14 protein-coding genes are annotated in these 16,290 nt (G+C 56.1%); 3 read left to right on the forward strand and 11 right to left on the reverse strand.

Translation table 11 applies throughout. The annotated features are described in order from the left end of the window. Window position 1: 1 nt before the first annotated feature. From ABLN87_RS05880 to mraZ, 4 genes are read right to left on the reverse strand one after another with little or no spacing between them, the layout of a single operon-like run. The gene (locus tag ABLN87_RS05880) at window positions 2-1,789 is read right to left on the reverse strand and encodes a peptidoglycan D,D-transpeptidase FtsI family protein (RefSeq protein ID WP_353008243.1); all 1,788 of its coding nucleotides are present in this window, start codon (window positions 1,787-1,789) and stop codon (window positions 2-4) included. After that, window positions 1,786-2,154 (reverse strand): cell division protein FtsL, encoded by a 369-nt coding sequence (ftsL, locus tag ABLN87_RS05885; protein WP_353008245.1) that lies wholly within the window; start codon window positions 2,152-2,154, stop codon window positions 1,786-1,788. The genes ABLN87_RS05880 and ftsL overlap by 4 nt, the downstream gene beginning before the upstream one ends. Further along, window positions 2,151-3,143 carry a 16S rRNA (cytosine(1402)-N(4))-methyltransferase RsmH gene (gene rsmH / locus ABLN87_RS05890; RefSeq protein ID WP_353008246.1) on the reverse strand — a complete coding sequence of 331 codons (993 nt, stop codon included), beginning with the start codon at window positions 3,141-3,143 and terminating at the stop codon, window positions 2,151-2,153. The genes ftsL and rsmH overlap by 4 nt, the downstream gene beginning before the upstream one ends. Before the next feature lie 4 nt (window positions 3,144-3,147). Beyond that, window positions 3,148-3,651: a division/cell wall cluster transcriptional repressor MraZ gene (gene mraZ / locus ABLN87_RS05895; protein ID WP_170532118.1), complete on the reverse strand. Its 504-nt coding sequence runs from the start codon at window positions 3,649-3,651 to the stop codon at window positions 3,148-3,150. Between the two features lie 677 nt (window positions 3,652-4,328). On the opposite strand from mraZ, the gene ABLN87_RS22510 reads away from it, so the two are divergent. Then, window positions 4,329-4,778 (forward strand): DUF1127 domain-containing protein, encoded by a 450-nt coding sequence (locus ABLN87_RS22510; RefSeq protein WP_417750377.1) that lies wholly within the window; start codon window positions 4,329-4,331, stop codon window positions 4,776-4,778. Between the two features lie 276 nt (window positions 4,779-5,054). Here the strand turns inward: ABLN87_RS22510 and ABLN87_RS05905 are convergent, their stop codons facing one another. The 4 genes from ABLN87_RS05905 to ABLN87_RS05920 form a co-directional block, all read right to left on the reverse strand. Then, a complete protein-coding gene (locus ABLN87_RS05905) occupies window positions 5,055-5,603 on the reverse strand; it encodes an OmpA family protein (RefSeq protein ID WP_353008248.1) in 549 nt (182 codons plus the stop codon). Window positions 5,604-5,615: 12 nt separating this feature from the next. Then, window positions 5,616-6,797, reverse strand: a complete 1,182-nt coding sequence (locus ABLN87_RS05910) for a GlxA family transcriptional regulator (protein ID WP_353008249.1) — start codon at window positions 6,795-6,797, stop codon at window positions 5,616-5,618. Window positions 6,798-7,094: 297 nt separating this feature from the next. Beyond that, window positions 7,095-8,552, reverse strand: a complete 1,458-nt coding sequence (locus ABLN87_RS05915) for a sodium:solute symporter family protein (protein ID WP_353008251.1) — start codon at window positions 8,550-8,552, stop codon at window positions 7,095-7,097. Window positions 8,553-8,798: 246 nt separating this feature from the next. After that, a complete protein-coding gene (locus ABLN87_RS05920; protein ID WP_353008252.1) occupies window positions 8,799-10,031 on the reverse strand; it encodes an aminopeptidase P family protein in 1,233 nt (410 codons plus the stop codon). Window positions 10,032-10,161: 130 nt separating this feature from the next. Here ABLN87_RS05920 and ABLN87_RS05925 point away from each other — a divergent pair, with 130 nt between their 5' ends. Next, window positions 10,162-11,049: a LysR family transcriptional regulator gene (locus ABLN87_RS05925; protein WP_353008253.1), complete on the forward strand. Its 888-nt coding sequence runs from the start codon at window positions 10,162-10,164 to the stop codon at window positions 11,047-11,049. Between the two features lie 231 nt (window positions 11,050-11,280). On the opposite strand, the gene ABLN87_RS05930 is transcribed toward ABLN87_RS05925, so the two are convergent. The 3 genes from ABLN87_RS05930 to ABLN87_RS05940 form a co-directional block, all read right to left on the reverse strand. Beyond that, window positions 11,281-11,802 (reverse strand): DNA polymerase beta superfamily protein, encoded by a 522-nt coding sequence (locus tag ABLN87_RS05930; protein WP_353008254.1) that lies wholly within the window; start codon window positions 11,800-11,802, stop codon window positions 11,281-11,283. 169 nt (window positions 11,803-11,971) lie between these two features. Next, window positions 11,972-12,235 (reverse strand): hypothetical protein, encoded by a 264-nt coding sequence (locus tag ABLN87_RS05935; RefSeq protein WP_353008255.1) that lies wholly within the window; start codon window positions 12,233-12,235, stop codon window positions 11,972-11,974. A gap of 270 nt (window positions 12,236-12,505) precedes the next feature. Beyond that, window positions 12,506-14,902 (reverse strand): ATP-dependent helicase, encoded by a 2,397-nt coding sequence (locus tag ABLN87_RS05940; RefSeq protein ID WP_353008256.1) that lies wholly within the window; start codon window positions 14,900-14,902, stop codon window positions 12,506-12,508. 176 nt (window positions 14,903-15,078) lie between these two features. Between ABLN87_RS05940 and ABLN87_RS05945 the strand changes: the two genes are divergently transcribed. Beyond that, on the forward strand, window positions 15,079-16,215 hold the full coding sequence (locus ABLN87_RS05945) for an alpha-hydroxy acid oxidase (protein WP_353008257.1): 1,137 nt from the start codon (window positions 15,079-15,081) through the stop codon (window positions 16,213-16,215). The last annotated feature ends 75 nt before the right edge of the window (window positions 16,216-16,290 follow it).

Raw genomic sequence — 16,290 nt, forward strand, 5'->3', positions numbered from 1 at the left:
TCTAATTCGAGGTCAGGGTTATAGCAGCGCCCGCCTCAGGCTCAAGCCGGGGACGCAGGCCCAGCAAAGGGGCAACCCGCCCGATCAATTCAGCCGCCACGGGCACCGCCGTCCATCCTGCGGTGCGACGCTTTTCGCCGTAGGCGACGATCGACGGTTCATCCAGCGTAACAATCAGCACATATTTTGGATCGTAGGCTGGGAAAATAGTGGCAAAGGTCGCGATCACCTTATCATCGTAGTACCCGCCGCGCGGCTTTGGCTTGTCTGCCGTTCCGGTCTTACCTGCCACATCATAGCCTTTGACATCACCAAAGCTTGCTGTGCCGTCGGTCACCACCTTGCGCAGCATCTTCTGCGCCTGCGACGCAGCACTGTCCGTCAGAACACGCGGGCCGTATTGCGGGCCGTTTTTCTTCAGGATCGTCGGGCTGACATAATGCCCACCATTGGCAATCGCCGCATACCCTGCCGCCAGATGCATCGGGCTGGTCGACAGGCCGTGGCCATAGGAAATGGTCACCGTGCTCAGTTCACCCCATTTTTTGGGTTTGAGTGGCGCACCCCCGGAGGCCTCGACAATCTCGAACGGTGTTGGTTCGAACATGCCCAGCGTTTCCAGGAACTCCTGCTGTCGTTTGGCCCCGATCTGCAAGGCCAGTCGGCCGGTTCCTCGATTCGAACTGTGGACGATCACATCAGCGACGCTGATCTTGCCATAGTTCTTGCCGTTGAACTCACCAATCGGAAAACGACCGATCTTCATCGGGCCGGAGGTATCGATGATAGTCTCAGAATTCACCAATCCAAGCTGCACCGCCTGTGCTGCGGTGAAAATCTTGAAAACCGAACCCAGCTCGTACACGCCCTGCACATAGCGGTTGAACAACGGGCTGTCGGAGGGATCAAAGCCCGAGGTCGGAGGGCGCGGGCGATCATTGGGATCGAACGAAGGCAGAGACGCAGCCGAGACAACCTCACCCGTATGGGCATTCATCAAAACCGCCGAGGCCCCTTTGGCATTCATAATCTTCATGCCGCCATACAAGACCTGCTCAACTGCGGCCTGAATGGTCAGATCCAGTGATAGTTGCAGTGGCTTGTTGCCATTGGCCGGGTCGCGCAGGTAGTCGTCGAATTTCTTTTCGACCCCGGCAACGCCGATCACTTCGGCCGCACTTACGCCCTCGCGCCCAAAACCTGAGCCACCCAGAATATGCGCGGCCAGTTTGCCATTGGGGTACAGGCGCATTTCGCGCGGGCCAAACAGAATGCCCGGATCGCCGATATCGTGAACGGCCTGTTTCTGCTCGGGTGAGATACGTTTCTTGATCCACAGGAACTTGCGGTTGCCGGTGAAGTCTTTGACCAAACGCTCTTTTTCCAGATCGGGGAAGATCGCCACCAGCTGATCCGCCGCCGCAATCGGGTCGATCATCAGAGGCGGCTGGGCGTAGACCGAATAGGTATCCAGATTGGTCGCAAGAATACGGCCTTCACGATCCACAATATTGGCACGTTGCATAGCAATCGAAGCCCCAGGCGCGCTCGCTAGCGGCTCCTGCGCCTCAGAGGTCGCCAGCATGCCCATGCGGACCCCAACAACCGAAAACGCGCAGAAGAAGAACAGGCCCAGCACCAGCAAACGCCCCTCAGCACGGGCACGTGCGCGATCTTTCATCTGTTCGTGGCGTTGACGAATATTCTCGCGCTCGATGACCTTGGGGTTTTCCCCTTTCGCGCGCGCCTCAAGAACACGGGCCAGAGGACGAAGTGGGGTACGTGTCATGGCAGCTGAACCTCGCCCAGGGCCTGCAGATCCGTAATGGCCTGCAATTCAATCGGATCAACAATTGGCAGATCAGGATCCTCGGCATACGCGATCTGATCCGCGCGCCCGAACTGTTCAGACCGCAAGGGCAGCAGGCCCAGACGTTCGAAGTTCAGGTCCGCAAGTTCACGCAACCGATCCGGTCGGTTGAGATAAGCCCATTCGGCGTTTAGAACCGCCAGCCTCACCTGCGCCGTGCCAATCTGACGCTGCAACGACTGGGTTTCTTTCAATACCTGCTGAGTGCGGTAGTTCTCTTGATACGCCCAAAGCGCCAAACCAAACACGGACATGGCAGTTAACACATACAGAATACTCTTCATCTTGCACTCTCCCCCAGCTGCGGCATGCCAATGGCGCGCGCTTCGATTTCCCCTGCCGGAGCCTCTGTCCGAACCGCAACGCGCAGCTTGGCAGAACGCGCGCGTGGATTTTCCTGCAATTCCTGCTCATCCGGCCCGACGGCCTTGCGGGTTTTAAGAGTAAATTGCGGCAGTTCCTGTTCGATTTCGGGCGCATAGCGATTGGCCCGACCGGTCTTGCCCGCGCGCGATTGGAAGAACCGCTTAACCATTCGATCCTCGATGGAATGAAAGGTCACAACGGCCAGTTGCCCACCGGGCTTCAAAGCCCGTTCAGCGGCCATAAGGCCCTGAAACAGCTCCTCATATTCAGCATTCACAGCAATCCGCAGCCCCTGAAAGCTGCGCGTCGCGGGATGCGATTGGCCCGGTTTCGGGCGCGGCAGACAGGATTCAATGATCTCGACCAATCGCAACGTCGTTGTGATCGGTGCCTCAGTCCGTGCTTTGATGATCGCTTTGGCGATACGCCGACTGGCCCGTTCTTCGCCAAAGTGGAACAAAATATCCGCCAATTGAGCTTCGGTTGCGCCGTTCACCAGATCAGCGGCGCTTTCACCCTCTTGGCTCATGCGCATATCAAGCGGCCCGTCTTTCATGAACGAAAACCCGCGCTCGGCCTGATCCAATTGCATCGACGACACGCCAAGGTCCAGAACCACTCCGTCCAAATCCTGCGCATATTCATCCAACCGCGAAAACACACCCGGCTGCATCACCAGCCGGTCACCATAGTCACCCGCCCAATCTGCTGCCATCTCAAACGCAAGCGGATCGCGATCCACGCCGATCACCTTGTCGGCGCCGGCCTGCAGCAGACCCCGCGTATAGCCGCCTGCGCCGAAGGTTCCGTCCAACCATACTCCCGATACCGGAGACACCGCCGCCAGCAAAGGGCGCAGCAAGACAGGGATATGTGAGTTCGAAGATGAGGAGACAGCGCCGGGCATGCCGTTACGCGTCCCCAACGCCATCGAGATAGACCATCGGGTCGAAATCATCTGGCAGATCGTCCATCCACTCTTCGGTCTTGGCCAGTTCTTCGACCTCATAGGTTTCGGGCTTCCAGATCTGGAAGGTGTCACCAGCAGCAATAAAGAATGCCTCATTTCCAAGGTCGATCTTGTTGCGCAGCTTGGCAGGCAGGACCAAACGTCCGGTCTCATCTACGGTCGTAGGGAAGGACTGACCGTGGAACATACGTTGCAGCATCCGCCGCTCCATCGAGCCGCGCGGCAAGGCATCGATCTTGTCATCGACCTCATCAATTGCCTGCATCGTATAGCATTCAAGGTATTTGCGACGGTGGTCGCCATAGACAATCACAAGCTCAGGAGTATCACCGGGCTGCCAGTTGGGATCAGACGCTTCAAGCACACGGCGAAACGAGGCCGGGATCGACACCCTGCCCTTCGTGTCCACCTTATGGTGGCTTTCACCTCTAAACCTGCGCGCCAAGACGACTGTCCCTTTCGCTTGCGCCCCACCTCAAATTTCACGCCCCCGGATGAAAAACGGCGGGTTGATCTGCTGCCACTGATCAACCCGCCGCATTGACCCGCTGTGCGGGATGTCCAGCTGCGCGCGCCACCTGGGGGGATGTCTGCTCGCTCGCGCGCCGGATCTTCAGAGTGATGAAAGCGAAGTGCCTGTATGAAACCTGTTTGTTATTTGGTTTGGGGTCGTTTTGTGCCCCTGCTGCCTCGTCCTCATCGGATGCATATAGGGATGCCATGGGAATTCATGGAAATCAACAGGAAATTTAGGCCCGATAAGAGTTCGGCGACCAAATAGCAGCCCTCAAATCTTTCTGCAGAACGCCTCAGATACCCCCTGTAGTGGCCTCTATCAAGCGAGGCACTATATATACGCAAATCTCGCCGCTCTATTCGACCCCATGATTTCCCATACATTCTCAGATTTTTTCAGAGAACCGGGTGTTTTCGTCGATTTTCTTGCTCGTGAAGTCGAATCACCTCTCGAAAAAACTCAGAGATATCGCTCGAGTTCACCGCATCCCACGAATTCCCAGCAAGGTCACAGGATGCCTCCAAAGGACCCCAACACCGTTCGATACCCGGTCTGTGAACGCCTAAATTTTGTGATTTGTCGCTCAAACATCGCGCACTCAGATCGTGCATCAATTTTTTTTCAATGTAACGATTTTGCGAATGATCTGCCCAGAACTCATGTTTTTAGGGGCGATCAAGGTGCAGAGCATCAAGTTTTTGATATCTATGCATTTGCTGCATAGCAGCATTGTTATCGCAGCCTATTGTGCAATTGCAGCATTGGCTTATCTTCAGTCTCAAGCAAACGCTGGAAATGACCAGCACAGAGAGATGAAAGCGAGTGAGCAAATGGCGGTCGCAACCAACACTTCCGCGCTGAAAGGCGCACACAGCAACGGGCTGAACGCATGGATCGAAGCCGCAAAAACCCGCTTCGCCAGCTACCGTATGTACCGTCAGACAGTCAATGAGCTGTCCAACCTCTCGGATCGGGAACTGGCCGATCTCGGCCTGCACCGGTCGATGATCCGACGTCTGGCCAAGCAAGCCGCCGATGAGCACACAGCGCGTTAAGCGCCCAGAACAACCGAGATCAGGCCCTTCCTCCTCCCTTTAGGGTCTGTAATCAGCGGCAGCATCTACCTCCTCCCTGATGCTGCCGCACCTTATACCGGCCCAAATAGCCGGAAACTGATACATCGGGGCTCTCCTCCTCCCTGCTCTGATGTTGAAAGCGCGCGGTGACGTCTACCTCCTCCCTGACGTCGCCGCGTCTTCCCCATACCGGAATCAAATGTCAGGCGAAAAATAGTTTTGCCATTTTCCTAAAACTAGGCCTTTGATCTTTAATCATTCCATTACTCGCGGACGCACAGATATTGCCATTTGCGACTCAAAGACCTTCCATCGACATCGACCGCTATTTTTCGCCAATTGGGCGGAATCAGTGTTGGAGGGAACCATTGCCGGTATGAGGCAATGCTCAACCTCGACCCGTCTGGCAGATTCGAATTTCTGTGACTCCACCGGATCCATAGCCTCGCCTTGCTCATAGGTCAGGACGGTAATCTTGGCGTCTTCTAGTCGGCCATGCCCTTCGGCGCTGGCTTTAGACGATGAGAGGTCGAACGTGTGCTCGATCAACATCTGTTTAACTCGATCTGCACGCCTATCAGCAAGTTTCCTGTTTTCTTCAGGCAGGCCAGATGTACTGGCCCGCCCTTTCAATAGTACAATCAACCGACTGCCACTATCGCGACGTTTCTTCATCTTATTCGCAAAATCCTTAACCAGATGAGCCAGGCCCTCCTTTAGCTCAAGCCGCCAACTGGCCCAAAACCTCTGACGACGGACAGCTGTACGCTTTGCGCGCCTGATGCGCCCGAATGCAAAGCTCACTGAGAAGTCAGATCACCTTGGGCACATTGATGCCGTCGGGGGCGGCGGCCACATCATCAAAGCCGCTATCACGTCAAGCCCAGCTACCATGCTGGTTTCACAGGGTGAAACCTTCACGCGACTTTTTTTTGCAACGAAGCTCCTATCGGGGTTAGGCTCACTATCTCTAACCTGATCTGATTTTGTACCTAACGTCCAGGTTTTGCGGTAGCTGTGAGGGGAAATGGCGAACATGCGTTTGAATTGCCTAGCGAAATGTTGCGCATTACCAAAACCCGACGCGATCGCGATTTCGCGCACACTCATGTCGGTTTCGTTGAGCAACGAGTAAGCCCGCTCTAACCGAAGCTGGAAATAAAATTGCCATGGAGAACGTCCTACGTGCTTCTGATACAGTCGCTCCAACTGCCGTCGTGACGCTGCTACCCGTCGGGCGATCTCTTCCATTTCCAATGGCTCCTCCAGATTTTCCTGCATAATGCGGATGGCGGAGGTTAGCTTCTTGTTTCGACTGCCTAGCACCGCCGAGACCGCGGATACCTGGCGAGTCATCCCCACTGTAGCCCGCTTGTGCAGGCACATGTCAGCGACGCTAGTCGCCAAGAGCGAACCATACGTCTCCTCGATGATCTCTAACATCATATCCGTGGCCGCATGGCCACCGCCGCAAGTGCGCAGGCCTCGATCGGTTTCATAGAGGTTCCGGGTTGGCTCCAGTTCTGGAAAGAGTTCGCGGAAAGATGGGACATTTTCCCAATGCACTGTAAAGCGGCGGCCGTCCAAGGCACCGGCTTCCGCGAGCGCGAAGGCACCAGTGCAAATCCCCCCGACGCTAATACCATGTAATCTCTGTCGTCGAATCCAACCTAGCACCCTGTTATCGCAGGCCAAAGCAGGCTCTGTTCCGGAACAGACGAAGGCGGTACTGCCGCGCTCCAGCACCTGCAAACCGCTGTCCGCGCCTATACTGATGCCGTTGGAGCAAACTACAGGATCCCCGTCTGTACTCATTACGTACCATTCAAACAACCGTTTGCGAGTTAGTTGATTGGCCATGCGTAACGGTTCTATTGCAGCGCTGAAGGCCAGCAAGGTTGTATTTGGAAGTAGTAAGAAAGAGAACTTTTTTGGTGGTCCGTCATAATCCAGACTAAAGGATGCTGCTCCTTTTGGAAGGAAACGTTGATATTGCATTTCGCGCTCCTGTTCAGGGAAACCGTGATCATTTCGAATGCAACGCCGAGCCTGGATTGGGCCACATCTCTGCGGCCGGCTTTGCCAAGTTGATCGCATATGCGACGATCTCGCGAGGAAAACGGGACCGCTTCAGGCGCGGCAGTGAGGATGGCATTTTCAGGCCGGTCGCTTAACCCGATCGCACACCCAAACAGCTTGGCAATCCCGCTGCGAGAGAAGCCCGTATTAGGCCACCAAATTCCCACAGAGGAAGGCAGGCCCGATGGCCTGCCTTCTTCATTTCATCCGTCCAGCTCAGGCCGTGTCAACCCGTCTGTCAAGGCCGAAGGTCAAAGCGCTGACACCTATGTAAAGGGCTGTCGAAACTACGCAGCCGACCAACGGTCCAACGACCCAGCCTGCGTCGCTCCAGATCAAAAGGTAGCCCGAGGTGCAGAATCCACCGACCATCGCGGCCAATGCGCCATAAGCGTTGCCCCGCCAGAACGCTGACACAAAAATCGGCCCTACCAGGGCGGCCAGCAATGTGCCCGTGCCGAGGATGCCCAGCCAAGACAGAAAAAACGGCGGTGCGTAGATCATCATGGCCAGCCCGACCAGACCGAAGACCACGACTGCTGCGCGGTTGATGAACAGCACGGTCGTGGGATTCTCGTGGCCCGGAAACAGCGCGCGGCGTAGGTCATGCGATGCCGCAGATGCCACGGTGTGCAGCAGCGAGTTGGCGGTGGATTGCATGGCAAACAGGATGCACAGCGTGATGAAGCCGCCCAGGATCGGGTGCAGGAAGGTCTCAAGGTAAACGGGCATGGCCTGATCTGCCTCTGCCAGATCGGGCATCTTTATACGCATGTAGAGACCGACAATCGGGATCAGCGACAGGATGCAGGCGAAAGGCGCGACGAAAATAGCGACGGTCGAAAACTTCACGTCTTCGCGGAACGCTAGAAACCGCACCGCCATGTAGGGCAGAACCGCCGAGAACATGAACGCGTAGGGCAGGACCAGATAAACCGCGCCCTTGGCTTGGCCGTAGGGATCCGACGTCGTCGGGTTGACCAACTCCGGGTTGATTTCGTTCAGCTGCGCGATCATTTGCCCCAAGGGAATGTCGCTGAACATCTGTATGCAGACGATCACCGCCGCAACCAGCATCCCCATCAGCATCAGCGTGTCGGTCCAGGCAACCGCTGTTAGCCCGCCAAGGACGGTGTATAGGATGATGATAGAGATCATCACCGTAGCACCCCAGACCTGTGGAAGCTCGAGCCAGCCCGCTGCGAGGATGCCAACGGCTTTGATCTGGCTGGTCAGGAAGACCAGCAGAAGCACGATCGTGACAACCGCCGCCACACCCTGGACCAAACGCGCCAAATCGCCGGATCCATGCAGGTTTGCAGCATATTCAGGGATCGTGTTGCTGCCCATGGACGCCGCGCGACCCGACAGGAACTTGGCAAAGAACAATACGGCAATCACCATTGCCGGGGCAAACATGAAGTTGCCGAGGATCTCAATGGCTCCGAATTCGTAGGCGACACCCGGAGAGCCCATAAAGCCCCAACCGGAATACCCAGTGGCAACGATTGTAGACGCCCCGATAAACGGGCCGAGCGAGCGTCCGGCCACCAGAAAGCCGCTTTCGTCATCATTGTTGGAATGTACGATTTTGCTAGATTTCCAGCCCAGCCATATCAAGACAACAAATGATGCGGTCATGATGAACCAGTTGATCCACGGAATGCTCTCCATGATCTACTCCTCCCTATAAGTTCGATGGAATGTGCCGGTTTCTCACGCGGCACAGGTGTTTCAGGTCAATCGTCTTGACGGGTGCGATCCAGCAGCCATGCCACAACAGCGACAGAAATGGTGGCGATACTCAGGATGATGAACCAATCAAGAACCCAGGAATTTAGAAACATATGTTTCTCCCTTGTTTCAGTTTCTGGATGCAGAACACCCCGACTCAGGTAGGGCCGGGGCGTTCCAATTAGATCAGGCTGCCTTGACGTTTGATTTGATGATCAAATGCTCGGGGCCGTAGGGGAAGCCGGTGATGTTCTTGTTACCCGCCTCCTCGATCACGAGGATGTCGTGCTCGCGGTAGCCGCCTGCACCGGGCATACCTTCGGGGATCGTGATCATCGGCTCCATCGAGACGATCATGCCTTTTTCAAGAACTGTCTCGCAGTCTTCGCGCAGCTCAAGGCCCGCTTCGCGGCCATAGTAATGGCTGAGCACGCCGAAGGAGTGACCATAGCCAAAGCTGCGGTATTGCAGCAGATCGGCCTCGGCGTAGATTTCGTTCAGCTCCTTGGCGATGTCGGAACATTTGTTGCCCGGAACCAGCAGCTCCTTACCGCGGTCATGGACTTTGCAGTTCAGCTCCCACATCTTGATGTGATCGTCGCTTGCGTGCTCGGCAAACATGGTGCGCTCCAGCGCAACGTAATAGCCCGCTACCATCGGGAAACAGTTGAGCGACAGGATATCGCCCGCTTCGATCTTGCGGCTGGTGACTGGATTGTGCGCACCATCCGTGTTCACACCGGACTGGAACCAGGTCCAGGTGTCGAGCAACTCACCATTGGGCCAGACTTTCGCGATTTCGCGGATCATCGTCGCGGTGGAATGCAGGGCAACTTCATGCTCGGGAACACCCACGGCGGTCGCTTCGACACAGGCCGCGCCGCCGATATCCGCAATGCGGGTCATTTTTTCGGTGTGCGCGATTTCCTCGGCGGACTTGATCATCCGCAGGCGCATAGAGGCCGCCGCGATGTCGACAAACTCGATCTGCGGGAACTCGGCCTTGAGCAGGGCCAGCGTATCGATGGTGATGTGATCGAATTCAATGCCGATGCGCTTTGCGCCACCAGGCAGCAGCGTGCGGATGGCATGAAAATAATTGTCTTTCTGCCAATCGGTATAGGTCACGTTCTTCCCACCGAAAGTTCGGCGCCAGGGCTGGCCGCCGTCGATGCCAGCGCTGATCGAGGTGGCGATGTCGTGATCGATGAGGAAGCCGTAGCGGCGACCGAACTGGCAATAGATGAAGTCGGAATAATAGTTCACACAATGATAGCTGGTGAACAGCGCGGCACTGATGCTTTCCTTGGTCATATGTGCGCGGATCGCGTCAACTCGGCGCTGCATTTCGGCCTCGGAAAAGGTGCCGGTGGCCTTGTCGCCGTTGCCGACGTAGTTCTGTAGACGTTCGCGTTCCATTTTTGTCCTCTAGTTGACTTGGTCTGACCCAACTCGGGTTCTCCTGCCTACAGACAGCGCCTATTGCACGATTTCGTCAAACGATGTTATCTCAAGGGAGTATTAGATTTCCTCATGCTATAGGAATATCATGGCTTTACCTCCTCTCAATGCACTGCGGGCCTTCGAAGCCGTAGTACGGTTTGGGTCGTTCAAAGCTGCGGCCGAGGCAATTTTCGTCACGCAATCGGCAATCAGCCATCAGGTGAAGAATTTAGAATCTTGGCTCGGGGCACCGTTGTTTCTTCGGGAAGGCAACCGTGCGACCCTGTTACCTCACGCTCAAGACCTGGCGAATTCCTTGTCCCTGTCGCTGGCCGAGATTGATGCAGCATGTCACCGTGCCAAATCGGGCAATCATGGAAATGAACTGGTCGTTGCCGCAATCCCGTCTGTTTCAATGTGCTGGCTTATCCCCCGGCTTACCAAATTCAAGCAAATCCATCCGGAGATCGAGACCCGCATCGTCTATGCGATCCACGGATATGAAATCGACTTTTCTGATGTGCATGTCGCATTTACATTTCAGCCGGAACCACCGCATAGCCCTGATATCGCGTCTGAATTCTTCCTGAGTGGCGACAGCCTGCCCGTGTGCAGCCCGGCTCTGCTCACCCAGCACAACACCACGTCGGACGAACCGGTAGACTTGCGTCAGCTTGGCCTGTTGCATGATGGCGATACCACTGGATGGCGGCGCTGGTTTGATCAAGACAACAACACGGACCCCGGACCTTTGCACGGACCGACATATGAGGACTTCAACCTGTTAAGGGCCGCGGCTTTATCTGCCCAAGGTGTTGCACTTTGCCCGTTTGCCATGGTGCAGCCGGACCTTGAGATTGGAGCGCTGGTTCAACTGTCTGACCGCCGTATGAGCTACGGATCGGACTATTTCTTGGTCAAATCGAAACGCGTTGCTTCGGAGGTTCAGGCGCAGATCAACATGTTCACCGAATGGGCACTCTCCGAACGCTGAGGCTCGGGGCTGACCCCCTGACCGTGACGCAGGTGGGGATGGGCTCCGGAAACTCGCTGGTCGTCCTGAATGATGATAACTTTGATCTTGCCAAGAGCAGTGAAATTTTTATTTCTGAACGGATGTTATGCGCTGTGGTCTCTCGTTGAATGCTTAATCTGCCGTCATGACTACGAGCCATGTACCTTCGACAATGGTATCTAGCACCGGCATTTTCTTTCACGATGTGCCTCAGCAATTATTATCCTCGGCCATGAGGTCGTGGCCATCTTCGTTCTTTTTCACCACAGTTGCCCACGCCATTTGATCGTGTATGAAATCGTCAATTATCGCTATGCGCTGCCCACGGCCCATTTCCTTGGTTTTGCTTTTTGACACCAAAAGCCTGTCAATATGCCCCACTAGGTTGGGTGACAGGTCCTGATCTTTGACAAGATCATACAGGTTCATCGGCGGTGGGGTGTCGGGTATCTGCCTGATCCACGAGATCGCCAAGGCGGGTCGCAGTATGTAGAAATACGTTTTGAAGCTCACCTCTTGGCTCTCACCAACATGCTTGTCCCACTGTTTCTGCGCCAAGTTTCGATAGTGGTGCAGACAGGGTTCGCCGTAGGTCGTCTTGACGGCGGATGATCTGGTCGCGCTCAGAGAAGCGTTTGACAACCGGGTGATTTCCACCGAACAGCGCCTTGGGACATTGGAAGAACGTGCTGGTGCGTCCAGGCGGGCAATAACGGCCTCGACGCGATCCATTGCGTTTATCCAAGGGGCCTACGGATTGCGACAAACCGAAAGCGGCAAATTGCTGCGGCATGTGCTTGGCCCGGACGGGGAGAAATTGAAAACTCCATTCGGAAAACCATGGATTGAGCCAGATGCGGCAGGCGCGCCGGCAGAATTTCAGTTCACAGGAACCGGGTTTCTATTGCAGGACACCTCTCTTTTGGTGACCAAACCGACGACGTTCATTTGCCAGTTCGCGCAGCCGCTTGGGCAAGGCATCACCGCCCCGATCCTGCTTCTGATACTGAATGACTGACCTGTGCAGCTCGGCCAATTCACACGCCCGACGCTCGGACAAGCCGGGCCGATCCGTCACATCGCGCACGGCAGGTCGCTTCACATCATCCGCGTTCGCCACGTGGCAGATCAGCAGGAACAGGCGCCTTCGGCGTCTGATCCGCAAATCAGCCCTGATTTTCCCAAAAGGGAAGTCAGGATCATTGAAATCGGTCTAGGTGCTGGATGAAGGAAGTGAGGCGAAAATGGCAAAGTTCTGTCACTGGTGGCAGAACTATGTGTCGCCCTACATCAAACCCGGGTGCTGATACATTAGGGCTCTCCTCCTCCCTGGGAACCGCCGCATTTCCTTTGCAAACAGCAAAAAGGGGCGCGAACGCCCCAACTTCTTCTGTTTAAAAATACCTCGGAGCGCGAGGCAGAGCCTCGCAAAAGATCAAAACGGCACGTCGTCCTTGGCAGACAGGAACCGAGAGACAACTTTCTTCGTCCCGGCCTTGTCAAACTCGACCTCGACCTTGTCGCCTTCAATGCCGACCACACCGCCATAGCCGAATTTCTGGTGAAACACCCGCTCACCCAATGTGAAACTGGCCACTGCCGTTGCATCGATCACCGTATTCCGGCTTTCCTTGGGTTGCGACATCCCGTACTGCCCCTGCCGCGCCTGCATCCGTTTCCAGCCCGGCGAGTTATAGACATTCGCCTCGGCTGCGCGAGTTTCAATACCAGCCGACACCTGCCCGCCGCCATACAACCCCGGAGGGGTCAGCACCTCCACATGATCCTCGGGCAATTCGTCAATGAATCGCGAGGGCATGGAGTTCTGCCACTGCCCGAACACCCGCCGATTGGCCGCAAAAGATATCGTGCAGACCTCTTCCGCACGGGTGATGCCCACGTAAGCCAAGCGCCGTTCTTCTTCGAGCCCCTTGAGGCCCGATTCGTCCATCGACCGTTGCGAAGGGAACAGACCATCCTCCCACCCCGGCAGGAACACCGCGGGAAACTCTAGCCCCTTGGCCGCGTGCAGGGTCATGATCGAGACCTTGGCGCCATCCGAATCCTGCTCATTGTCCATGACCAGACTGACATGCTCCAAAAACCCTTGCAGGTTCTCGAAATTGTCCAGTTGGTTTACCAGTTCTTTAAGGTTTTCCAACCGCCCGGGCGCTTCAGGGGTTTTGTCGTTTTGCCAGTGACCGGTATAGCCAGACTCGTCCAAAACGATCTGCGCCAGCTCGATATGCGTATGCTCGGGCGCACCATAGCGTATGGGCGAAACACCATCATCAATGACCGAGTCGTCATCGACTTCGATCCGAGGCCCTCGCGTCATCGAATTCCAGCGCGCCAGACCGTCGATCAATTCGCGCAGCGCCTTACCGCCCTTGCCTTTGATCAGGCCATTTTCGACCGCAAGCCGCGCGCCTTCGACCAGAGACACCCCATTTTCACGGGCCACTACCTGAATCGTCTGCTGCGCCTTATCGCCCAAACCGCGTTTGGGTGTGTTTACGATCCGCTCGAATGCCAGATCATCCTCAGGGCTGACCACCAGCCGGAAATAGGCCATGGCATCACGGATCTCCATCCGCTCATAGAACCGGGGGCCGCCGATCACCTTGTAAGGCAGACCGATGGTCAGGAACCGATCCTCGAACGCCCGCATCTGGTGCGAGGCGCGGACCAGAATGGCGATCTCATCGAGGTTCATCGGCCGCACACCCCGCGTACCACCCTGCATCGCGTCAATTTCCTCGCCGATCCAACGCGCCTCTTCTTCGCCATCCCAATGTCCAATCAGGCGAACCTTTTCTCCGTCTTCGCGATCAGTCCACAGTTCCTTGCCCAACCGGTCTTCATTGCCGCGAATGACATTCGAGGCAGCCGCCAGAATATGTGGGGTCGAGCGGTAGTTCTGTTCCAGCCGCACCACAAACGCGCCGGGGAAGTCCTTTTCGAACCGCAGGATGTTGCCCACCTCGGCGCCACGCCAGCCATAGATCGACTGGTCATCGTCCCCCACACAACAAATGTTCTTGTGCCCCCCAGCCAGTAGACGCAACCAGAGGTATTGGGCCACGTTGGTATCCTGATACTCATCCACGAGGATGTAGCGGAACCAGCGTTGGTATTGCTCCAACACGTCCGAATGAGTCTGAAAAATCGTGACCATGTGCAAAAGCAGGTCGCCGAAATCCACTGCGTTCAGCTCACGCAATCGGGTCTGGTATTGGGCGTAAAGTTCAACACCTTTGTTGTTATACGCGCCAGCATCCGCAGCGGGCACCTTGTCAGGTGTCAGTGCACGGTTTTTCCAATCGTCGATAATGCCAGCCAGCATTCGGGCAGGCCAGCGTTTGTCGTCTATGTTGGCCGCCTGCACCAATTGTTTGAGCAAACGTAGCTGATCATCGCTATCCAGAATGGTGAAGTTCGACTTTAGATCGACAAGCTCGGCGTGACGCCGCAGCAATTTCACGCAAATCGCGTGGAAGGTTCCCATCCATTGCAACCCGCGACTGACGTTAACCGGGTACTTTTGCACCCTATCTTTCATCTCTTTCGCAGCTTTGTTGGTGAACGTGACTGCAAGAATCTCATCCGATCTTGCACGCTTTTCATCCAAGATTTCTGCGATGCGAGAAATCAAACATCTCGTCTTGCCAGTTCCAGCTCCCGCCAAAACCAGCAGAGGTCCGTCCAGCCTGGTTGCCGCTTCAAGTTGTGGCGAGTTAAGCCACTCCAAATGATCTTTCGACCGCGTTGGCATCGCCCGCGCCGAAAGCGATGCACCCTCGAAGGCGTCCATTTCGTCGTAACTGCTCATCCCCCTAAACTACGCGGGTTGCGTGCCGAGGGGAAGAGTTTGTTCACGGCTTGTTCACTCATTTTTTGGGGCCGAATACCCACAAATCACGCACGAACCCTACCCCGACGTAGGCGCAGACCCGTAAAACAACCTCAGATGCTTGCCGAATCGCAGCACAGGGCGGATCAATCCGCATGGATTTGCACAGCACTTACCCTGGTATTTCGGACCTGAAGCACCGCGCGCGACGGCGGTTGCCACGCTTTGTCTGGGATTATGTGGAAAGTGGCACGGGCATGGAAACTGCCCTGCAGCGCAACCGGGATGCCCTGGACCGTGTACAGCTTTATCCCGCAATCCTGCGAGGTGAGAGTGATTTTGACACCCGCACGCAGTTTTTGGGCCAGAACTACCCGATGCCTTTTGGTATTGCCCCGATCGGTATGTCCGGACTGGTCTGGCCGGATGCCGAAGGTCTGCTGGCCCGGACCGCCGCCAAGGCCCGGCTGCCTTACACACTCTCTACTGTCGCGGCACAAAACCCCGAAGATTTGGCACCCAGTATTGGCGAGAATGCATGGTTCCAACTCTATCCGCCCAAAGACCCTGAAATACGCGCCGATTTGCTGTCTCGCGCACGCAACGCGGGTTTTAGGACTCTGGTGCTGACGGTTGATGTTCCTGTGGCCTCTCGGCGCGAGCGTCAGACGCGCTCTGGCCTCACGCAACCCCCAAGGCTGACGCCACGATTGTTGGCGCAGATCGCGATGCGACCAGCCTGGGCGTTGGGGATGTTGCGGCAAGGGTCGCCCAGAATGCGCACACTGGACAAGTACATAGACAGCGGACAAAACCTGCCGCCAACTGCCCATGTGGGGTATCTGCTGCGCACTTCGCCAGACATGGACTACGTTAATTGGCTGCGCGATCACTGGAACGGGCCATTGATCATCAAAGGTGTAATGCGCGCCGAAGACGCCGAGCCGTTGGAGCGCGCGGGCGTTGATGCGCTGTGGGTGTCAAACCACGGGGGGCGGCAGTTCGATGCAGCCCCGGCCAGTATCGAGGTTTTGCCAGAGCTGCGTTCAGCAACCAAGCTGCCCCTGATCTTTGACAGTGGCATCGAAGGTGGTCTGGACATCCTGCGGGCGCTGGCTTGCGGTGCGAATTTTGTGATGTTGGGGCGGGCGTTTTTGTACGGGATGGCAGCCTTGGGTCCGCGAGGTCCGGCGCATGTGATCGATATTCTCAAGCAGGATTTGCTGTCCAATATGGGACAGATGGGCACCTTTTCCTTGGATCAACTGACCCGAAGTAAATTAAAGAATTGATGCTGCAACGCAGCGACGTTAAGAAAAGCGCACAAATAAAAGGCGTTTGCGAGCGTTAACATGCCGGTTCTACCC

The sequence above is a fragment of the Ruegeria sp. SCP10 genome (assembly GCF_040329495.1).
Taxonomy (GTDB): Bacteria; Pseudomonadota; Alphaproteobacteria; order Rhodobacterales; family Rhodobacteraceae; genus Ruegeria.